Source organism: Halorubrum tebenquichense DSM 14210 (assembly GCF_000337415.1).
Classification (GTDB): domain Archaea; phylum Halobacteriota; class Halobacteria; order Halobacteriales; family Haloferacaceae; genus Halorubrum; species Halorubrum tebenquichense.
In genome coordinates, this window is the sequence record NZ_AOJD01000003.1 from 19,748 (window position 1) to 37,472 (window position 17,725).

Genomic DNA, 17,725 nt, shown 5'->3' on the forward strand with positions numbered 1-17,725 from the left:
TCTCGGATCATGTTACTGTTCGTCCGGATCCTCCTCGTCAGCGCCGATATCTAGCGGCCCGATATCGGGCACGTCGATGTCGACTGGAAGGACACTGACATTCCCCGTGGCTTCTCTTTCCTGAAATTGAATTATAAGCCAGAACGCGGCTAAAACGGTGGCAACACCAACGATTAGCGCGAACGGCCCGAACTGTTCTCCGATCGCTGTCGCAGAGGTGCTGGCTGTCTCGGTGATGATCGTGAGCGGATCGATGACGGTCGCATCGATCACCGTACTTGCCGCCGTCGCCAGCGAATCGAGCGGCGACGTGACGAGGTTAAAGATACTCTGGATCAGGTTTACGCCGCCAGTGAACAGAGACACGATCGTTCCGAAGACGGCCCCCTGAAGCAGCGTCCCGAGCGTTCCACCGTCTGTGCCGAGGTAGGCAATCGTCCCCGTCAGCACGTCATTTGGAGACGGATCGTCGCCTGTCGGGAGGTTTGACTCCGGGGACTCTCCAGAGTCTGCCATCTTACGACCCTCCGCGGAAGTAGCTGAGCAGGCCGATACCCGAAATCGCCGAGACAACCATCCCGAACGGTTTGGTGACGAAGCCCCAGATGCCGGCGAGGAACCCGCCGCCGTTCGAGGCCATGATCCCCGCGCCGCCGTTCGCCGCGTCTTGGATCGCCGAGACCTCGCCGTTTGTCAGGACCACGTCGTACGAGACGACGTATTCAGTTCCGCTCGAAATCGTCGCGTCGAGCGAGATCTGCTCGCTGCCGTCGTAGCTCGACGTGACCGAAGTATAGGACTCGATATCGCTGAAGTCCGTGTCGTCGGTCCCTTCAGCGACCTCAACGTCTTTGTAGCGCTCGCTCGGGAGCGTCGGCTCGTCGACGAGCTCCGGGCTCGCGTACGATAGGTCGAACGCGGTCGGGAGTTCGAGACGGAAGCCGATCTCACCGAACTGGTCCCACTGCGGGTAGTCGTTCGACGAGGAGAACTCCGCGGAGACATCCGCGTCGTCGCGGAGGTCGGCCGCCTCGAACTCGGCGTCCGAGGTCAGGTCGTAGACCGTCGCGTCGCTCATGACCGCGTCGAGCGTGTCCATACCGCTCACCGAGTAGTCGCCCCGCGGCTCGGTGATCGTCACCGTTTCGAGCTCGTCGTCGTCGTCGGTGTCGACCTGCTGCTCGCCGAACGTCAGCTCTCGCGTCCGCTCGGCGTCGAGGACTGACACGTCCGCGTCGATCTCGCCGTCGACGACGATCTCCTCGGTGGAGTCGAACGTCCCGTCGCCGGAGCCCTGAACGGTCAGGTCGCCGACCTGGTGCTGGAGCACCTTGCCGTCGCCCGTGCTGTTCGCGAGGACGTCGTCGTCGCCCGCGGTCGCCGTGGCGTCGTAGAGCGTGATCTCCACGTAGTCGCCGTCGGCGTCGACGAGCTGGAGCGTCGGCGTGCCGGCGGCCGAGTTGATGTCGGCCGCGAGCGTCAGGTAGCTCTTCTCGCCGTCAGCGACCGAGAAGTTCGAGTAGGTTGCCGAGTCCGAGGACGCGGTCCCGGCGTAGTTCAGTGCGTCGACGCCGGCGTGCGTCGACGAGTCGGAGACCGTCGCGCCCGAGGCGGTCCACTCAGACGCGTCGAGCGCCGACGCCTCGTTATCCTCGCTCTCGTCGGTCTTCCGCGGGAACTCGTCGCGATCCTCGAAGTCGATCGCGGTCGCCGAGAGCGTGACCGGGTTGTCGTTCGAGTCGTTCAGCGACGCCGGTAGTTCAGTCGCGTCACCGCCATCGTCGTAGTACTCTAGTGCCGAGTCGAAGTCCGCACCATTCCATTCCTCGACGGTCACCTCTGTGGCGATCGTCGGGTTCGGCGTCTTCGCGTCCGCGCTCCAGCCGATGCCGCCGGCCGCCGCGACCGGCGTCGCGACGACCGACAGGAGCATCGTCAACGCAATCAGCGCCGCGAATCCACTCCGCTTCAGATTGATATTCATGCGCTACCTCCGTAGCCGCTGCTGCTGCGATTGGGTGTCATTTGTCTTCGAAATCGCCCGTTTCCGGTGGGCAGGCCGTATTTCTCCGCCAGATCCGTATCGAGCGGGTACCGCTCGCGGAAGTTCTGGAGGTATTCGAGAAATCGATCGCTGACGACGAGACCGCGCGGTCCGTCGCTCACCGGTCAGCCCCCTCGAAAACAGAACTCCAGTCCCTCCAGCGCCGCTCGTCACCGTCGTCATCGTCGTTGGTGTCGCCGCTCACAGCCGGCGCACACCTCCGACCTGAGTCACACCGAACATGGTGCGCCTTGAAATCGGAGCGTGGGGGTTCTATAACTCCGTAATTAAGTGGAATAAACGTAATAAGCGCATTAAGTGCGTGGTTTCAAGTCCCTTCAGCGTGAGTCTAAGATGATGTCTGGCGAGATTCGGAAGTTGCGAGACCTCGGCGGGAGTGGAGGTGTTTCGATCCCGAAAGACACACTCCGCGAGTGGGGTCTCATTGATGACGACGACGAGTTGGCCGACACGCACCTGCGCGTCGAGGAAACAGACGATGCGGTGACGGTCGAGCCGGTTCAGTAACCGGCGCGGGCGACTTTTTCGACGAAGTTGACGGAGTAGGCTACGCCTCGGCCATCTGTTCGCGCTCGACGTACCACTCGCGGCGCTCGATGACCTTTTGGACGGTCGACGTCGGGACACTGACCTCGTCAGCGATTTCCCGTCGACTCTTCCCTGCGTTGTCGAGACGGAAGATCTTCAGGACTGTGTCGAACTCCTCTCCCGGCACCTGATACTTGCCGGCAGCGTCGTACGTCATCCCAAATCGCGGGCGACCGTGATCGTATCCCTGCTCTTTCCGACGCTCGATCGCTCGTCGTGACTTCTCGATCTCCTCCTCTTTGGTGTCGCGCTCGATACGGCGCTTCAGGTCGAACGTGAGATCGTCCTCGTTGACATCGCCGATGTAGACGATCTCGGCGTCGCCCTGTTCGGCCGCGTACTGGATCATCGAGAAGTACTCGTCGCGGCAGATTCGGCGATCATCCCACGCGACGAGGTGCGAGTACTCTCCCGCTTCGAGCTCGGAGACGCGCTCTTGAACGCGCTCGTTCTGGTCGAGTAGCCCCGCTGGATCATCTCGCGTCATCGTCGAGAAGCCAGTATGGACACCGAGATCGAGTAACTCTACCTCGTCAGCAAGATCGTCAGCGAGTGCTCTGACCAGCTCGCGCTGCTCTTCGAGACCGACGTCGGACTCTTCGCCCTTCGACTTCCGGATCCACGCGAGCGCCCTACTCATCGACTACGGTCACCTCCAGAGAACTCCCCGACTTGACCTTCCAGTCGAGCCGCTTCCCGTCGAGGTCCATCGCCTCGGCGAGCCCCTTCGGAACCGTCACTTTGTACTGTCCGTTGGCCCCCTGACTGACTCTCGTTTTCGCCATCTCTGTATAGGCCTATAGTTAGGCCTGAACTTAGTTCTAATTGTGGTGTTCAGATAACCCCGGTTTTCTGGACGCCACATGAGAGCAACGACTTGCGCGAGATCTCCGTTCGCGTCGACGCTCATCACAGCGCACGTAATAAGGTGAACTAGCTGTAGATATCGCAGCACCTACAGCTAATTCAGTTCTTTACTGACGGCAAGGGTGAAAACGACTGCTGCGATAATCGGGAGTGGTACGCCGATCACGGCTAGCGCTGCCGCTACTACGGCGAGCGCGACATCGGTCGTATCAGCTTGTTTAAGCACATACGTCACCACCTACCACAAGAAACGGAACCGAGACTAATAAAATCATCTACAAAATAATCTGCCCACCACTCCTTACTTCGCAAACGCACCACCATCCAGAGAACTAAGTTGGGCGCTGCCGGATCACGTCCATGACCGCGATCACACCCGCGCACGTGAAGCTACGCTGTGGCAGCTGTAAGGGCGAGACCGAAGTCGAGGGCGTACAGGCCGGGTCCGAGACGCAGATCGACTACTGCCCGCTGTGTGGCGCTGGGAACGTAGAGATCCAGCGCCTGTAATACGCCACAGGAATAAGCCGCATACCGCGATAGAAACTTATGCTCCACCTATTCGAGGTCGAATGCCGATATCGACGGATCCGTCGCTCGGTAGTATGTCTCGCCGTCCTCTTCGTACGACTCGATCAGCCCCAGCCGTTCCAGATCATCTAGTGCCTGGTCGAACTCTTCCTTCGAGAGTTTCTCTCGTTCCATATTCGACAGACTGAACGGATTAAACTTAGATGCGAGCCATACCCTTAGAGTGAAAGTGAAAGTGGCTCGCGATCAATCAGCAAGCCGAGTCAGTCACGAGCCAGCCGAAGTGACGGCTGCCGACACTCCGGACAGGCCGCAGTCCCAGCGATGCTGTCGTCGTCGAGGACGACGTAGTCGTCGAAGGTTGCGTCGCAGCTGGCGCAGCGGTACATCTCGCCGGAGGACTTCTCACTGGCCATAGCCACCATGTTCCTCGTAGAGTTCCTCGATTGTATTCCGCCGTCTCGGGACGCACATCGCGATCTCTCCGAACGACATCTCTCGGTGGTCGTGTAGTTCTGCGATGACCGTGGCAAGTTCGTCTTGCGAGAGTCCTACAGCAGATTGATCTCCCGTCATCGGTCTCTGTGATAATCGCAGCCCTCTACGAGAGCGTGGTTTTGTATCTGTGTCCAGTGCGCTAAGAGAGTCCGTCGGTACTCGATCTCCATCTCGGTCATCTCTGCCGGCGACGGGAGCGACTCAACGACCTGTTTGTTGAATACATCGGGTTTCTCACTCTGAGTCATTTTCAACCTCTCTGAAGTGTTGTAGCGCTTTGATTAGCTCTGGCTTCCGCAGTCTCCCAACCGAGTTTTCATAACCAGATCGCTCAGAAATCTCTTTTTCCAACTTGATTTTGGTCGTGTTCTTACCAACCGGTTGCGGTTTTTTGTCTTCGTGGAACCGAAGGTAGTTGACCAGAGCAGATAGCTCGCCATTAGTGAATGTGCTTGGATTCCCCCATGCGGACCATCTCTGCTTGTGATCAAAGCCGACAATTTTCGCTAACTCTTGTCGGAGTTGGCCCGTGTTCAGTTCTTGGGGCTCGTGTGCGATCTCCTCAGTCTCTTGCTCACTCGACATCAGCCACCTCCGTCGCGCCCACTCGTCGAGCGTATCGCTCGGTGAACCAGTCGACGGCGCGATTCGTGACCTCTCCGAACAGCATCCCGAGCCCGAGTACCGCCCACGTCGGCATCTGGAGCGGCTCCAGTAGCAGCGAGAGGAACACGAACGACGGCACGAAGACGGCGAGGAACGCCGCGAACTCGATGCTCGCCATCGACTTGAGACTCTCACTGGGCACGCGCCTCACCTCGGGGCTTAAGCTCACTGTACTCCGAGACGAGCCGGTCGGCGCGTTCCCACTGCTCGGAGAACTCCATCGTGCCGAGGCACTCCGGACACGTGGTCGTCATGTAGCCGCCGCCGTGCTCCGCGGGCACCTTCCAGTCCGGCGCGATACCCCAGTCGGTCGCGCCGCAGGAACACTGCCCTGAGACCGTCAGCACCCACAGTCCGAAGCTGTCTGCCTTTACCGCGGTGCCCTGGAACTTCGGCGGGACGTGGTCGACGTCGTCGGTGGATCGATCAGTCACGGCGACCACCGTCCGTCGCCGCCGGCTTCGTGCGCCCGGAGAACCGCGTGAGACCGGTTTGCTGTTCGGTCTCACCGCCGTCCGGTTGCCGGAGGTCTTTGTCGACCGCACGCCGGATCCACCCCATTTGCTCGCCGATCCCGCCGAGGTCCGCTTCGGCGAACACGTCGACCACGTCGAGCTGCGGACCGAGCGGGTCGAACGCGATCTCGTCCTCGCAGTCGATGGCGTCGAAGTAGACCCTCGCGTAGTCGCGGCCGGCGAGTAGCAGGACCTCGTCGGTGTGAGAGTGGTCGGTGAACGGCGAGCGGAGCGACCACGTAACGTCGTCGACCAGTGCCTCCCGGTCGCGGTCGTCGAGGGTAGTGTCGTAGGGGTCGATCGTCCGCTTCGACCACACGAGGCCGTGTTCGGCGCTCAGGATGACGACGCGGTCGGCGAAGTGGTCTGCGTACTCCAGCTTGAGCGCGAAGTAGTTCGAGGTGTAGAGGTCCCGCGCCGGCGAGGCCTCGTCGCGCTTCGCGTTTCCGCAGCCGATGACGGCGAGCGTCTGCGTGGTCTCGTCTCCGGATTGATCGCGGCTCATGGCGCGGGCACCTCACACTCAGGGCACTCGTCAGGCAGTTCTCCGAGCGGACCGTGAGCGTAGTGGCCGCAACCGTACTGTCGTGCGCCCTGCCGCTCGAACGGGTATTCGTCGATCAGATCGAGAACCTTCGACGGCTCACCCTCCTCGAAACACACCGAGTGAAGGAACGTCTCGTCGTCGGCGCTCTTGTAGTGCCCCGGCTCGGTGGGATCAATCGGACCCCCACACTCGGCGCACTCTTCGCGTTCAACTTCTCGGGTGATCTCACCTCCGTCGGTGGCAACTCGCGCAACTCTCGACTGAGATGGTTGGTAGACGACTCCGTGGAAGTACGCCTCCTTCAGCGCGTGAGCAACATCTCCGATGTCGATCGTCGAGTCGCTCAGCATCTCCTCAACGACAGGCCCAACAGACGCTCCGGGGCGGTCGTCATCGTCGATGTGCTTATCGATCGCCTCGGTTAGCGCTGTCACAGGGTCCGTCTGCTCAACTTCTCCGTCGGACTGTTCAGGCATCGATACCACCCTCGTATCCGTTCTCTCGACGCCAGCGAGCGACGCCGTGCGTGGCCTCGATGTAGTCTTCTTTGCTCTCGTACGTCATCGACCGGCACTGGGGGCAGGCGAAGGTCTCGTCGTACTTGTCCCACCACTCCGGAACCAACTCGTGGCACTCCGGGCAGTACATCGGATTTTTGTGATCAACGGCAGCCTCGGACTGCTCACTCATCGCGATCACCGTCCTCCAGCTCCGTCGCGATCTCTCCGAACTGGTCCCGCAGCGCCGCCGCCTGCTCGGCGTCGACCAGGAGCGCGAGATCTCCGTTCGCGTCGAGGCTCATCGCGTCGTAGTCCGCATCGAACAGCACCGCGTAGAGCCGCTCGCCGCCCGCGTACTCTGCCGGCTCGTCGAGCGCCGTCGTCGCGATCGCGTTCGACGGCAGCATCCTGTTCCCTTCGTAGTCGTCGTCGGTGTCCGTGCTCATGGTCTGAGTCGTCGTCTCGTCAGTCATCGGCCGGTACCTCCTCGACCCTACCCGCATCCGGGGTCGGTGTCTCGCCTGCTGTCGTCGCGTGAAGCGCCGCGTGTTCGCCGTGGTCGACCGGCTCGATGTTCTCGGGCCGGTTGTCCCACTTCACGCCGTTCTCGTGGTGAACGTCCTTGCCGTCGAGGTCCGCGAGAATCGCCCACAGCGGCGTCGACGCCGCGTAGCACTCCACGACCGCGAGCAGCCGGTGGTGCGCCACGTAGACGTCCTCCTTACCCTCGACCTCGGTCGACGGCCGGAGTTCGTACGAGCGCCACCGCTCGTAGCCGCTCCCGGAGTCGCTGCCGGGCTTCGTCTCGAAACGAGCGCCCGACATCAGTCGTCACCTCCGTCGAACAGCGCCGCAGTGCGCGTCATCCGCTCCGGGAGGTCGTTGAGCGTCGCTTCGAGCTCCTCTTCGGAGATCCCGGCCGGCGCTTCCACGACGAGGGAGACGTCGCCCCGCTCGGCCGAGCCGAGGACGCGGTCGCCTTCGACCTCGACGTCGAGGACCGCTGGCTGCTCCGGTGCCGCTTCCTGCGGCGGGTCGCGTGGCATCGTTCCCCCGTCCGTCGCGACCTCGTCGGTGTCGCTGTCGTCGCGCTCGCGGCGGTCTCGCCATATCGCGACCAGAATCGCTCCGACCCCGTAGACACCGATTCCGATCCCGACACCCGGCGATATCAGCGCCGCGCCCGCACCGACTGAAAGACCGACGCCGAGTCCCGCGAGTTCGTCGTTCGACAGCATCACTCGACCCTCCAGTAGTGGACGAGGTGGCTCGGATGCTGCTCGTCGTGTTCCCACGCCGAATCGTCGCCCGGCTCCAGGTACAGCGTCGTCTCTTCCTCGCAGGCACAGCATTCCGCCGAGACGATCCGCCACTCGTCGACGTCGACCTCGTAGGGTTCCGGCGAGTCGTCGGGCGACTTCTCGACATCCTCGATCGCCGGCGGCTCCGAATCTTTGCTCCACCCGTACGGTGCCGAGACGGGCGGGCTCACGCCGACTCACCTCCGTCGACGGCTTCGGCGAGCTCGTCGAGCCGCTCGCGAGCCTCGCCACCATCCGCGACCGCGTCGCCCGAGGACGTCGACGCCGGCCGGTCGCGCGCCTCGATGTCGTCTCCGTCGAGACGGCCGACCACGAGTGTCACCTCGTGAAGCCCCTGGTGGAGTGCGACCGCGTTGTTCGCCTTCAGCGGCTGGAGCGTCACCTTCCGAACCGCCTCCTTCTGAATGTTCAGGTGGTTCGCCAGTACCGACTCGGCCGTGTCGAGTTCGAGCCGACCGCCGATCCCGGCCCACTCGACGAGCTTCCGGTGTGCGTCGCGCGCCTTCGCCGGGATCTCGTCGCTCGGGGTCGCCGTCTCGTCGCTTTCGGTGTCGACGTACGTCGTCGAGACCGCGTGCCGCAACGCCTCAGCGAGCGACCCGTGCTCCTCTTCCGCGTCTTCGAGTGCTTCGAGCAGCGCCTGATCGCGGATCTTCGCCTTCGCGACCCGCCCGTCGACATCACTCACTGAGCATCACCTCCTCGGCCTCGACGACTTCCTGGAACTCTTCGCGAGAGCCGCCGTTGTCCGGGTGCGCCGACGCCTTCTGCGCCCGCGCCGCCGCCTCGACGACGTCGTCGGGAGCGTTCTCGCGAACTCCGAGTACTTCGTGCGCCGGCGTCGGCGTCGAGCCCGTGACGACCGCGTCGTCGCCGTCCCCCGGCGGCAGCCGCGCCGCCGCAAACTCCGTGTCTCCCGTCTTTACCGGTCGGTTCCCCCGCATCCGGGTCTCGTTGACCCACTTCAGGACGTACCGGACGTTGTCGCGGAGCCGCGGCGACGCGTCGCACGCCACCGCGAACTGCTCCTCGTTGTCGCTCCACCGCAGCACGAACCCCGGATCGTCCGGGTTCGCGTTGTGAAGCGGCAGGCCGTTCGACTTCGTGTGAGCGTTCGCGATCTCGCCGCGCCACGCGTCGACGTCCATCCGGTCCATCTCCGTCGCGAGGTCCTTCGTCGTCGCGCCGAGCGTCGCCTCGAAGCTCCGGTTCCGATCGCGCTTCGACTCGGGCGTCCGTTCCCAGCCAGCGGGCCAATCGAGACGGCTCACGCGGCGTCACCCCCGTTCTCCTCGTCGTCGGGAGTGATTCGCGGCGCAACCGCGTACTCGACGCGGTCCTCGATCTGAACGACTATCGGCTTCTCGTCTCCGAAGCGGACCTCGACGTCGTTCTCGGTCTGGACTCGCTCGGTGATCTCCGGCCAGAACCACGAGCCGAAGCGCGCCGTGTCGAATCCCGTCTCGGTGACGACGCCTTCGATCGTCGTCGCCCACGGCGTGCCGCAGCTCGCGACGTTCAGGTCGTTCAGGTCGGCCTCGACCACGAACCCGAGGTCCGTCGCTCCGCACGCGCCGTCGACGGCCCCCACGAACTCCCAGCCCTTCATCCGGGCGGTCGTCCCGTACTCGACGTCGATCCACTCTTGCGACCGCGTCGCCGACACCGGCTTGATCTCCAGCGTCTCGGCGAGCGGCGGTTCCTTCACCGTCAGTTCCTCGTCGGCCCGGTCGATCTCGATCTCGACATCCTGTCCGCTCGCCAGAAACATGGTGTCGAACTCGTCGATCGCGCCGACGTTCACGCCGACCTCGCAGTGCGCGCCGGCCGTTTCGATCTCCTGTTCGTGAATGACGGTCCGACCCATCGAAACGTGCGACTTGTCGAGCGCTCGCCCGACAATCCCCGTCGGATGGAACTCGATGAGCGCCCACTCGGAGAGCGCTTCGAGGTCCTTCAGCAGCATCCAGAGGTCTTCGGCCGGAACCTCGTAGGTCGTGTTCCAGCCCTCGTCGTCGAACGTCATCGCCCCCGAGGCAGCGGAGCGCCCCGACTCGTCGACGAGGCTCATGCCGACACCCCGCTACGCCTGCGAGCACCCGGACGGCCGCATAATGCGCGCCGTCGCGCGCGCCGCGCTAAGTTCGCGGGCACACACTCGGGTGCGCCACGTGGGCACCGATTCGAACGGCCCCCCGTACCTCCGTACGGTTTCGCTAAATCATCGGTAGAGGCTTCGAGGTCTGACAGAGCCGTAAAATCGGGGCCGTACGGTCGGCTCTCCGAACCGTACGACTCGTACGCTCCAGTTGTTCCACCCGAAACAGTCGAAACGGAGGTCATCGGTTGACGCCTCCGTCGGCCGCGACCGGCTGACTCGCGTCGGTCTCGGTGCGGTCGGCCTCGACGTCGTCGACGCTGAACCACCACGGCGGCGAGAGGTACGTCTCGCCGGTGTCGAGGTCGGTGACGCCGAGTTGGTCGCGACTCCACCGCCACCACAGCAGCGCGACGTGAGCGCACCAGTCGCGGAAGCGGTGCCCGTCACAGTCGCACTCGGCGACGAGATCTCCCTCGTAGACCGCGAACAGCACGCGGTGCCGGGAGACCTCGCTGTCGCCGTCCTCGCGGCCGAGGAGGACGTCGAACTCGGCCGGGTTGACAGCGCCGACCGTCGACGGCGCGGCCTGTGCGCGCCGCCAGCTCGACGAGAGCTTCCACTCGCTCGGGAACTGGAGTCGATCCGGCTCGCCGAGACGGTTCGCGATCTGCTCGCGTTGCTCCTCGACAGGATTCCCGGCGCTCATGGCGGCGAACACCTCCGGACGAACGTCCCAGCGTTTCCTGCCTTCGGGTCCTCGATGTGTTTCTGAACCCCGTCACGCACCGCCTGCTCCCCGCAGCGGAGCTTATCGATCCACGAGTCCTCGTCGAACCGCGTGTTTACCGAGAAGTATCGCGGCTCGCCGTCGACGACCTCGCGGAGGTACCCGCTCCAGCCGGCCGAGTCTTCCCAGAGCCGCAGCTCGCCAGCGTCGTTGAACAGGTCTCCGATCTCGATCGTCCGCTTCTCGACAACCGTCGCGACCGCGCGGTTGTCGTCGAGGTCGACCTCCAGATCCGTCCGGCGATCGACGCTCATGCCGCCACCTCACGACGCGGCGCGAGAGCGCCGCTAAGTGTAAGAAAAAGGTGGAAAAGGTATATGTATCCTATGGGCCGGCACGAATTTGAATCGTGGTTACGGCCACCCGAAGGCCGAAGGATACCAAGCTACCCCACCGGCCCGCACCTGAACGAAAGCCGTTCGTTCTTTTAATCCTTCCGAAAGGGGGCGATACGCGATGGCCGGACACCGTCCCGGTGGCACCGACACCGCCGCTGTCCCGGAAACGACTCGTGAGTCGTGGCGAGCTGGTTCCGGCGCGAACGACTTCGAATCCCGAACCGCTCGGCGACACGTGAGAGACTCCGTTGGAACCAACTCCACGACCACGACCACCGCAGCCCCACGCCTCCCCAGCCTCGTCGCTCGCTCCGGGCTCCCTTCGGTCGCCCGTCCGCTCGCGACTCCCTCGCGCGTGCGACTCGCGCNCCTCGTCGCTCGCTCCGGGCTCCCTTCGGTCGCCCGTCCGCTCGCGACTCCCTCGCGCGTGCGACTCGCGCCCTTCGGGCGCTCGTCGGCGCGCGCCACCGCACCGCTTGTTCTATTTATAAGCTCTCGTCGCCGTTCTCGGACTCCGCCGCGTCTTCGGTCTCGAAGTAGCGGTCGCGATGTTTCCGACACCCCGGATTGAACGCGGCCCCACACGCGGGACAGGCGTTCACGTCGCTCTCGAGGTACTCCCGGGCGGTCAGCGTCGTTCCACAGGCCCCGCACAGCACCGCCGGCTCGTCGAAGCGCTCGCGGGGCCACGGGACCGCCTCGTGGTCGGCGGCCGCGTCGTGGCAGGCGTCACAGGGGTAGTACGTCTCACAGCAGCCGAACCGGAGCGCGATCACGTCGACTGGGTCGTCCCAGTGGGCACAGCGCGTCTCGGGATCGACCGCGACTCCGCGCAGCGGCACCGCGAAGCGCGGGTCGGTTGCGGGCGCGGTCGTCGTCTCGCGGTCAGCACCCGCCCCGTCAGTAGCTGGCGTAGCCATGGGTGTCGAGCCAGTTGTGGACGACGGTGATCGTGTGGTCGGCGTGGAGCAGTTCGGGCCCGACCCGTAGCCGGCGCTCGGCGCGGTCGGCGATCGATTCGGCCGCCGCCGGAGCGAAGTCGTGGTGATCCGAGAGCACGAAGACTGGGTCGGTCGGCGGGTCGGCGTCGACGAGCGGGTCGCCGTCCTCGTGGAGTTGGACGAGCGTGCCGTCGGGACCTCGGCCGGAGCCGCCCTCCTCACCGACGAGCCGGTCGAGCGTCGCGTCGAGGCCCATCCGGCGGAGTTCGACGCCCGGCGAGACGTCCGCGGGCATGTGGCCGATGGCGTCCTCTTTCGCGGCGAGCGCGTCGCGGACCCGCGCGGCGACGTTGCGCTCGTCGGGGTGGAGGTGCCGGAGCGTGTCGGCGTCGAAGGTGACCGTGAACGCGTCGGCGATCACGAGGTGGACCCGGACCGACTCGCGGATGCCGTGCGAGAGGAAGACGCCGGCGCTCACGCACCGACAGAGCAGGTCGAGCCGCCCGGCCCCCGGGATATCCGACAGCGAGACCGCGTCGGGGTCGGTGGGCACGTCGCGGCCGATGACGACGAACTGGCGCATGTGCCCGCGTCGCCCCCGATCGTCATAAGGGGTGCGACCCAACGGCCGGCGTGAGCCTCACCGGACTCTGTCAGGTCTGCGAGGCGGCGGCCGCGACGCACAGCTGTGACCGCTGCGGCCGCGCCGTCTGCGACGACCACTGGGACGAGACCGCCCGCGCCTGCGCCGGCTGCGCCGCCGGGCGCGGATAGGGGGCGGCGGGCGGCGCTACCGATGCCGGTTCAGCCGCTTTTTGAGCCGCTTGGCCGCGTCGCCCGCGGCACCGAAGTACGTCGCCTCGTCGTCGGGGCGGCTCGACTCCTCGCCGGCGAAGATGATCCTGCGCGAGGAGTTGACGAGGCCGACGTCGACCGGGAGGTCCGGCCGCGAGGCGAGCCCGTGTTCGACCGCGGCCTCGGCGTCGCCCCCCTGCGCGCCGACGCCGGGGACGAGGAAGGGGATCTCGGGGACGATCTCGCGGACCGTCTCCAGCTCCTCGGGCGCGGTCGCGCCGACGACGAGCCCGACGTTGCCGTTGGCGTTCCACACGTCCGCGAGCGCGGCGACGCGCTCGTAGAGCGGCTCGCCGGACGCGAGTTCGAGGTCCTGGAGGTCCGCCCCGCCCGGGTTCGAGGTGCGACAGAGCGCGAACACGCCCTTGTCCGCGCGGTCGAGGAAGGGCTGGAGCGAGTCGCGCCCGAGGTACGGGTTCACCGTGATCCCGTCGACCCAGTCGAGCGCCTCGGCGTACCGCCGCGCCGTGTTGCCGATGTCGCCGCGCTTGGCGTCCAGCAGGACGGGGACGCCCTTCCCCTCGGCGTAAGCGGCGGTCTCGCGGAGCGCGCGCCAGCCGTCGGGGTCCTCGTAGAAGGCGGCGTTCGGCTTGTAGCAGGCGGCGTGCTCGTGGGTCGCGTCGATGATCCGGCGGTTGAACGCCCACCGCGGGAGGTCGGCGTCGGCCACGTGGTCGGGGAGCCGGCTCGGGTCGGGGTCGAGCCCGACCGAGACGACGCTGTCGACCGCGTCGATCCGGGCCGCGAGCGTCTCGAAGAAGTCCATACGCGCCCTGCGTCGGCGGGCGCACTAACGGTTTTGCTCCGGGGGCGACGCGACAGCGTCCGCGAACGGCCCGTCACCGCCAGTCGCTCGGAACGTACTGTCCGAACTCGGGGGATTCCGACCGGGTCACGGGTCGGAACACCGCTTCTCCGTCGATCCGGAACTCCTCGATCGCGTCTTGAGCGGGGCCGGTCAGATGGCCGGTGAACGCCATCGCCAACGGGTACGCCACGTCGTGGCGGCCCGGATTGACGGGGATGACCGCGTACTCGTTTCGGAGGAGCGGTCCGGGGTCCTCGATGCCCCGGTCGACGTGCGCCGCTAAGTCGCCTCCGGCGACGTTGAGAAACGTCCCCCGGTCGGTCAGCGTATACGAACCGGTCTCCGCGGCCAAGCTGAGCGTGTTTCCCATTCCCTGTCCCGTCTCACCATACCAGTCGCCGGTCGGATCGACGCCGGCCTCGCTCCAGAGCTGTCGCTCTCGGATGTGCGTGCCGGAACGGTCGCCGCGCGACAGAAACGCCGCCTCGGCGCTCGCGATATCGCGGAAGGCGGTGACCGGGGGCGAACCAGCAATCCCCGCCGGATCGTCCGGCGGCCCGACCACCAGAAAGTCGTTGACCATCACCGTCCGGCGGTTCGTCCCCTCGCCCGCCCGAAGGAACGCGTCCTCTAGGGAACGGGCGTGAACGAGGACTACGTCGCAGTCGCCGTTCCGCGCCGTGCGCAAGGCCCCGCCGGTCCCGCGCACGACCGTGTTCACCTCCGGCCCGAACGCCCGAGTGAACCCCGGCGTCAGTTCGTCGAGTAGCCCGCTGTCGTTGATCGTCGTCGTCGCCGCGAGCGTCAGCGACCGGACGGAGGCGGTCGGCTCCTCGTCGGTCGGGGCGGCACCGCCACACCCGGCGAGCGACACGACGCCACCGGCACCGACCGCTTGGAGATAGCTACGACGGTCCACGTCGGCGTTACCGGTTACAGTTACCTAATATTTCTGTGAAACCACATTCGGGTTCGTCGCGGCTCCGGCGACGAGATCGGGGAACCGGTCGCTCTCCGTCGTGGCCGACGCCGCGGCTTCCGGGTCGCTCGCGGGCCCGAACGAGGGCCTCACCGACCGGTCTGCTCGTCCGTGTGCGTCGGTCGACTCCCTCAACAGGAGCAGTAGTACTCGCGGTCGACGAACTCCGTCTCGAACAGCTTCGCCGCCGGTTCCGGGTCGGAGGGGCGGTACACGCCGGTCGTGAGGTCGCCCTCGCGCTCGAACGCGCCAGACACCAGCCGCCGCCAGTCGGCGGCCGACAGCTGGTCCCAGAACGCGTCGTCGCCGGCTAAAAGCGAGAGGTAATCCCGGAGGTACACCCACCGCGTCGGCTCGATCCCGTCGGACTCGTAGGTCGCGCCGGTGACCGCGGCGTACGCCGCCATCGGGAGGTTCGCGCCCGCGGCGACGGGCATGGAGATCCACTTCCACGGCCGCGTGTTGACGTCTAAGAGCAGGAACTCCTCGCGGGCCTCGTCGTAGACGAACTCCGCCTCGCTGATCCCGTGGTAGCCCGCGTCGTCGAGGACGGCGAGCGCGCGCTCCTCGATCGCCGGCTCGTCGGCCGTCTCGACCAGACAGGAGGTGCCGAAGTTCAGGGGGTAGCGCACCGCGGCGTTGCCGACCACCGCGAGCGCGTCGTCGGCCCCCGACGGGGGCACGTAGGAGGCCAGCGAGTGGTCCTTCCCGGTCGCGATGTCGACGCGCTTCTGGGCCATCACCGCGATCCCCGCGTCGCTGGCGGCCGCGACGACGTCCGCGAACTCCTCGCGGTCCGCGACCTCGATCACGTTGGTGCCGAACGCCTCCTCGAAGTCGCGCTTGAGCTCGGGTTTCACCACCAGCGGGAAGCCGAGTTCGGCGGCCGCCTCGTCGACGGTCGCGTCGGCCTCGCGGGTGCCGGCCGCGTCGGTCTCCGCCAGCCGGTACGTCTCGGGATAGGGGACGCCGAGCGCCTCGCAGGTCGCGTACAGCTCCGACTTGTTCAACACGTCGTCGAGCGTGTCGCTGCCGGCGAAGGGGAGCCGGACGCCCTCGGGGTCGGCCTCGGCGTACGACAGCGCCCACTCGTCCATACAGCCGAACGCGACCGCCTCGGTACCCGCGGCGTCGACGATCGCCTCCACGTCCTCGCGGAACCCGTCGAGGTCGTCGAGCGGGTACGTCACCGCCCCGGCGTAGTCGACGGCGTCCGACGGCGGCGCGAGCCCGTCGTGGGTGACGCTGCCGGCGTCGCCGTCCGCGTCGCCGCCGACGCTCCCGCCGGCGCGGTCGAGCGCGATCACGGGCACGTCGTGGGCGTCGAGCGCCCGGGCGACGCCGAGGCCGGTGATGTGCGCGTTGCTGACGAGCGCGGGCGGGCGGTCGAACTCGGCGTCCGCGAGCGCGTCGATCAGTCCCTCCGTCGAGCGAAACCGGGCTGCCATACCCCTCCTCGACGGTCGACGCACAAAAGGGTCCGACGTACCGGCCGAGCGTGCCCGTATCGGTGAGGCGATCCGAGCTGCCCCCGCGTCTCGGCCGGCGGCCCGCGGCCGCGACGCGAGCGGCTTTTCAGGCCGCGTCGCCTCCGGATCGGTATGACCGAAATCGAGGACGACGAACTCCCCGACCGCGTCCGCCGGGCGTTCGCGGACCACGGCTCCTTCGAGCGCGACGGCGACGGCTGGGTCTCGACGACCACCGCCTTCGACGGGACCGTCCGCGCTGCGCCGGCCGACGAGGGTCGGACCCGGTTCACGGTCACGGTCCGGGTGCCGACCCTCTCCGCAGTCACCGCCGACGAGGTCGCCGACGTGGTCGAGGACGGCTGGGCCGACACGTTCGAGCGCCGCGTCGTCGACGTCGGCGGCGTCACGCGCCGCGAGCGCGAGTTCGACCCCGCCGTCGAGACCGGCGGCGACGAGATCGCTGTCACCTACGCGCTGACGGATATCAACGAGCGGCGCGGCGTCGACGACGCGGGCGCGCTGATCGACTTCGTCGAGGGGACGTACGTTCAGGGCGTCATCCCCGGCTACGAGTACACGGGGCCGGTCGCGGAGCTGCTCTCGGCCGCGCGGCGACACGGGAACGACGGCGCGGTCTGAGGCCGCGAGGCCCGGGTCGGATCGGTGTGGGCCGCTGCGGTCGATAGGGGCAAGTGTCGGCGGCCCGTACGACGCCCATGCTCGCGCTGTTCGGGTTCGGCAGCCTCCTCGCGCTGGTCGCGTTCCACACGTTCCTCGCCGGGGTCGCCACCCGATTCTTCCGGCTCCAGCTGTCGACCAGGTGGGGGTCGGCCGTGTACACGCTCGTGTTGACCCCTCTGCTGTTGCTCGTCTCGACGCTGGTGTTCGCGGGCGCGCTCGGTGTCGGGACCGGGATCGACGTCGGCAGCTCGACGATCCTCTTGGCGCTGCTCATCGCGCTCCCGCTCGCGTTGGGGGTCGCGATCGACTACCTCTACGTGCCGTCGCCCGAGGAGTACGACCTGCCGGACACGCGCTGACGCGGTCGTTTTTCCGAATCAGCGGTCGAGTAGGTCCGCGACGATCGATTCCACCCGCGCGATGACGTCCTCCGGCGAGCGCGTCGCGTCGACGCGGTGGAAGCGCCCGGGGTCGGCGTCCAGCAGGCGCTCGTAGTTCTCGCCGACGGCCGCGAGGTAGCCGTCGCGCTCGAACTTGTCCGTCCGCCCGGCGCGCTCGGCCGCGGTCTCCGGGTCGAGGTCGAGGTAGACGGTCGCGTCCGGCTCGCGGGAGAACGCCGCGTGGACCCCTTGGACGTACTCCATCGGCCGCTGGATGTCGACGC

Annotated in this window: 32 protein-coding genes and 1 tRNA gene; 5 read left to right on the plus strand and 28 right to left on the minus strand. The window is 66.3% G+C overall.

Annotated elements, in window-relative coordinates; translation table 11 throughout:
- Window positions 1-12 precede the first annotated feature (12 nt).
- Window positions 13-516 (minus strand): hypothetical protein, encoded by a 504-nt coding sequence (locus tag C472_RS00470; protein WP_049906117.1) that lies wholly within the window; start codon window positions 514-516, stop codon window positions 13-15.
- A gap of 1 nt (window position 517) precedes the next feature.
- Window positions 518-1,984: a hypothetical protein gene (locus C472_RS00475; protein ID WP_049906118.1), complete on the minus strand. Its 1,467-nt coding sequence runs from the start codon at window positions 1,982-1,984 to the stop codon at window positions 518-520.
- A 417-nt stretch (window positions 1,985-2,401) separates the two neighbouring features.
- Between C472_RS00475 and C472_RS17200 the strand changes: the two genes are divergently transcribed.
- Complete coding sequence (locus C472_RS17200) at window positions 2,402-2,572, plus strand: AbrB/MazE/SpoVT family DNA-binding domain-containing protein (protein WP_161612584.1); 171 nt, start codon at window positions 2,402-2,404, stop codon at window positions 2,570-2,572.
- Window positions 2,573-2,612: 40 nt separating this feature from the next.
- On the opposite strand, the gene C472_RS00480 is transcribed toward C472_RS17200, so the two are convergent.
- Window positions 2,613-3,293, minus strand: coding sequence for a recombinase family protein (locus C472_RS00480; protein WP_006627803.1), 681 nt, complete (start codon window positions 3,291-3,293; stop codon window positions 2,613-2,615).
- On the minus strand, window positions 3,286-3,438 hold the full coding sequence (locus C472_RS17390; RefSeq protein WP_007998983.1) for a hypothetical protein: 153 nt from the start codon (window positions 3,436-3,438) through the stop codon (window positions 3,286-3,288). Before C472_RS17390 ends, C472_RS00480 begins: the two co-directional genes overlap by 8 nt.
- Before the next feature lie 442 nt (window positions 3,439-3,880).
- Here C472_RS17390 and C472_RS17205 point away from each other — a divergent pair, with 442 nt between their 5' ends.
- Window positions 3,881-4,030, plus strand: a complete 150-nt coding sequence (locus tag C472_RS17205; protein ID WP_006627805.1) for a hypothetical protein — start codon at window positions 3,881-3,883, stop codon at window positions 4,028-4,030.
- 48 nt (window positions 4,031-4,078) lie between these two features.
- Here C472_RS17205 and C472_RS17395 read toward each other — a convergent pair whose 3' ends face one another.
- From C472_RS17395 to trmY, 20 genes are all read right to left on the minus strand, one after another.
- Window positions 4,079-4,225: a hypothetical protein gene (locus C472_RS17395; RefSeq protein WP_006627806.1), complete on the minus strand. Its 147-nt coding sequence runs from the start codon at window positions 4,223-4,225 to the stop codon at window positions 4,079-4,081.
- 89 nt (window positions 4,226-4,314) lie between these two features.
- Window positions 4,315-4,467, minus strand: a complete 153-nt coding sequence (locus tag C472_RS17400; protein WP_162832657.1) for a hypothetical protein — start codon at window positions 4,465-4,467, stop codon at window positions 4,315-4,317.
- A 316-nt stretch (window positions 4,468-4,783) separates the two neighbouring features.
- Window positions 4,784-5,134 carry a hypothetical protein gene (locus C472_RS16710; protein WP_152420553.1) on the minus strand — a complete coding sequence of 117 codons (351 nt, stop codon included), beginning with the start codon at window positions 5,132-5,134 and terminating at the stop codon, window positions 4,784-4,786.
- On the minus strand, window positions 5,124-5,357 hold the full coding sequence (locus tag C472_RS00485; RefSeq protein WP_152420554.1) for a hypothetical protein: 234 nt from the start codon (window positions 5,355-5,357) through the stop codon (window positions 5,124-5,126). Before C472_RS00485 ends, C472_RS16710 begins: the two co-directional genes overlap by 11 nt.
- Entirely contained in the window at window positions 5,347-5,649 is a 303-nt protein-coding gene (locus C472_RS00490; RefSeq protein ID WP_152420555.1) for a hypothetical protein, read from the minus strand. Before C472_RS00490 ends, C472_RS00485 begins: the two co-directional genes overlap by 11 nt.
- Entirely contained in the window at window positions 5,642-6,235 is a 594-nt protein-coding gene (locus tag C472_RS00495; RefSeq protein WP_006627810.1) for a DUF6884 domain-containing protein, read from the minus strand. Before C472_RS00495 ends, C472_RS00490 begins: the two co-directional genes overlap by 8 nt.
- Window positions 6,232-6,753, minus strand: coding sequence for a hypothetical protein (locus tag C472_RS00500; RefSeq protein ID WP_006627811.1), 522 nt, complete (start codon window positions 6,751-6,753; stop codon window positions 6,232-6,234). Before C472_RS00500 ends, C472_RS00495 begins: the two co-directional genes overlap by 4 nt.
- Window positions 6,746-6,967 (minus strand): hypothetical protein, encoded by a 222-nt coding sequence (locus C472_RS00505; protein WP_152420556.1) that lies wholly within the window; start codon window positions 6,965-6,967, stop codon window positions 6,746-6,748. The genes C472_RS00500 and C472_RS00505 overlap by 8 nt, the downstream gene beginning before the upstream one ends.
- Window positions 6,960-7,250, minus strand: a complete 291-nt coding sequence (locus C472_RS00510; protein ID WP_006627813.1) for a hypothetical protein — start codon at window positions 7,248-7,250, stop codon at window positions 6,960-6,962. Before C472_RS00510 ends, C472_RS00505 begins: the two co-directional genes overlap by 8 nt.
- Window positions 7,243-7,602 carry an HNH endonuclease gene (locus C472_RS00515; RefSeq protein ID WP_006627814.1) on the minus strand — a complete coding sequence of 120 codons (360 nt, stop codon included), beginning with the start codon at window positions 7,600-7,602 and terminating at the stop codon, window positions 7,243-7,245. The genes C472_RS00510 and C472_RS00515 overlap by 8 nt, the downstream gene beginning before the upstream one ends.
- Window positions 7,602-8,015: a hypothetical protein gene (locus C472_RS00520; protein WP_006627815.1), complete on the minus strand. Its 414-nt coding sequence runs from the start codon at window positions 8,013-8,015 to the stop codon at window positions 7,602-7,604. Before C472_RS00520 ends, C472_RS00515 begins: the two co-directional genes overlap by 1 nt.
- Complete coding sequence (locus tag C472_RS00525) at window positions 8,015-8,269, minus strand: hypothetical protein (protein ID WP_006627816.1); 255 nt, start codon at window positions 8,267-8,269, stop codon at window positions 8,015-8,017. The genes C472_RS00520 and C472_RS00525 overlap by 1 nt, the downstream gene beginning before the upstream one ends.
- On the minus strand, window positions 8,266-8,787 hold the full coding sequence (locus C472_RS00530) for a hypothetical protein (RefSeq protein ID WP_006627817.1): 522 nt from the start codon (window positions 8,785-8,787) through the stop codon (window positions 8,266-8,268). Before C472_RS00530 ends, C472_RS00525 begins: the two co-directional genes overlap by 4 nt.
- Window positions 8,780-9,370, minus strand: coding sequence for a hypothetical protein (locus C472_RS00535; RefSeq protein WP_006627818.1), 591 nt, complete (start codon window positions 9,368-9,370; stop codon window positions 8,780-8,782). The genes C472_RS00530 and C472_RS00535 overlap by 8 nt, the downstream gene beginning before the upstream one ends.
- The gene (locus C472_RS00540; RefSeq protein ID WP_006627819.1) at window positions 9,367-10,170 is read right to left on the minus strand and encodes a hypothetical protein; all 804 of its coding nucleotides are present in this window, start codon (window positions 10,168-10,170) and stop codon (window positions 9,367-9,369) included. The genes C472_RS00535 and C472_RS00540 overlap by 4 nt, the downstream gene beginning before the upstream one ends.
- Window positions 10,171-10,438: 268 nt before the next feature.
- A complete protein-coding gene (locus tag C472_RS00545) occupies window positions 10,439-10,906 on the minus strand; it encodes a hypothetical protein (RefSeq protein WP_241432937.1) in 468 nt (155 codons plus the stop codon).
- Window positions 10,903-11,241: a hypothetical protein gene (locus C472_RS00550; protein WP_006627821.1), complete on the minus strand. Its 339-nt coding sequence runs from the start codon at window positions 11,239-11,241 to the stop codon at window positions 10,903-10,905. Before C472_RS00550 ends, C472_RS00545 begins: the two co-directional genes overlap by 4 nt.
- A 73-nt stretch (window positions 11,242-11,314) precedes the next feature.
- Window positions 11,315-11,387: transfer RNA gene (locus C472_RS00555), tRNA-Pro, on the minus strand.
- 423 nt (window positions 11,388-11,810) lie between these two features.
- Entirely contained in the window at window positions 11,811-12,245 is a 435-nt protein-coding gene (locus C472_RS00560) for a CHY zinc finger protein (RefSeq protein WP_193788332.1), read from the minus strand.
- Window positions 12,226-12,849, minus strand: coding sequence for a tRNA (pseudouridine(54)-N(1))-methyltransferase TrmY (trmY, locus tag C472_RS00565; RefSeq protein WP_006627823.1), 624 nt, complete (start codon window positions 12,847-12,849; stop codon window positions 12,226-12,228). Before trmY ends, C472_RS00560 begins: the two co-directional genes overlap by 20 nt.
- 50 nt (window positions 12,850-12,899) lie before the next feature.
- Here trmY and C472_RS17405 point away from each other — a divergent pair, with 50 nt between their 5' ends.
- A complete protein-coding gene (locus C472_RS17405) occupies window positions 12,900-13,040 on the plus strand; it encodes a hypothetical protein (protein WP_006627824.1) in 141 nt (46 codons plus the stop codon).
- Between the two features lie 16 nt (window positions 13,041-13,056).
- On the opposite strand, the gene pyrF is transcribed toward C472_RS17405, so the two are convergent.
- From pyrF to C472_RS00580, 3 genes are all read right to left on the minus strand, one after another.
- The gene (pyrF, locus tag C472_RS00570; protein WP_006627825.1) at window positions 13,057-13,887 is read right to left on the minus strand and encodes an orotidine-5'-phosphate decarboxylase; all 831 of its coding nucleotides are present in this window, start codon (window positions 13,885-13,887) and stop codon (window positions 13,057-13,059) included.
- 73 nt (window positions 13,888-13,960) lie between these two features.
- Complete coding sequence (locus C472_RS00575; RefSeq protein WP_193788333.1) at window positions 13,961-14,848, minus strand: substrate-binding domain-containing protein; 888 nt, start codon at window positions 14,846-14,848, stop codon at window positions 13,961-13,963.
- Window positions 14,849-15,039: 191 nt separating this feature from the next.
- On the minus strand, window positions 15,040-16,356 hold the full coding sequence (locus tag C472_RS00580) for a carboxylate--amine ligase (RefSeq protein ID WP_006627827.1): 1,317 nt from the start codon (window positions 16,354-16,356) through the stop codon (window positions 15,040-15,042).
- A gap of 153 nt (window positions 16,357-16,509) precedes the next feature.
- On the opposite strand from C472_RS00580, the gene C472_RS00585 reads away from it, so the two are divergent.
- Together C472_RS00585 and C472_RS00590 are read left to right on the plus strand one after the other, a co-directional pair.
- Window positions 16,510-17,019: a DUF5813 family protein gene (locus C472_RS00585; protein ID WP_006627828.1), complete on the plus strand. Its 510-nt coding sequence runs from the start codon at window positions 16,510-16,512 to the stop codon at window positions 17,017-17,019.
- Between the two features lie 77 nt (window positions 17,020-17,096).
- On the plus strand, window positions 17,097-17,420 hold the full coding sequence (locus C472_RS00590; protein ID WP_006627829.1) for a hypothetical protein: 324 nt from the start codon (window positions 17,097-17,099) through the stop codon (window positions 17,418-17,420).
- Between the two features lie 18 nt (window positions 17,421-17,438).
- Here the strand turns inward: C472_RS00590 and C472_RS00595 are convergent.
- Window positions 17,439-17,725, minus strand: a 287-nt coding sequence (locus C472_RS00595) for a dTMP kinase (RefSeq protein WP_006627830.1), incomplete at its 5' end; no start/stop codon positions are given.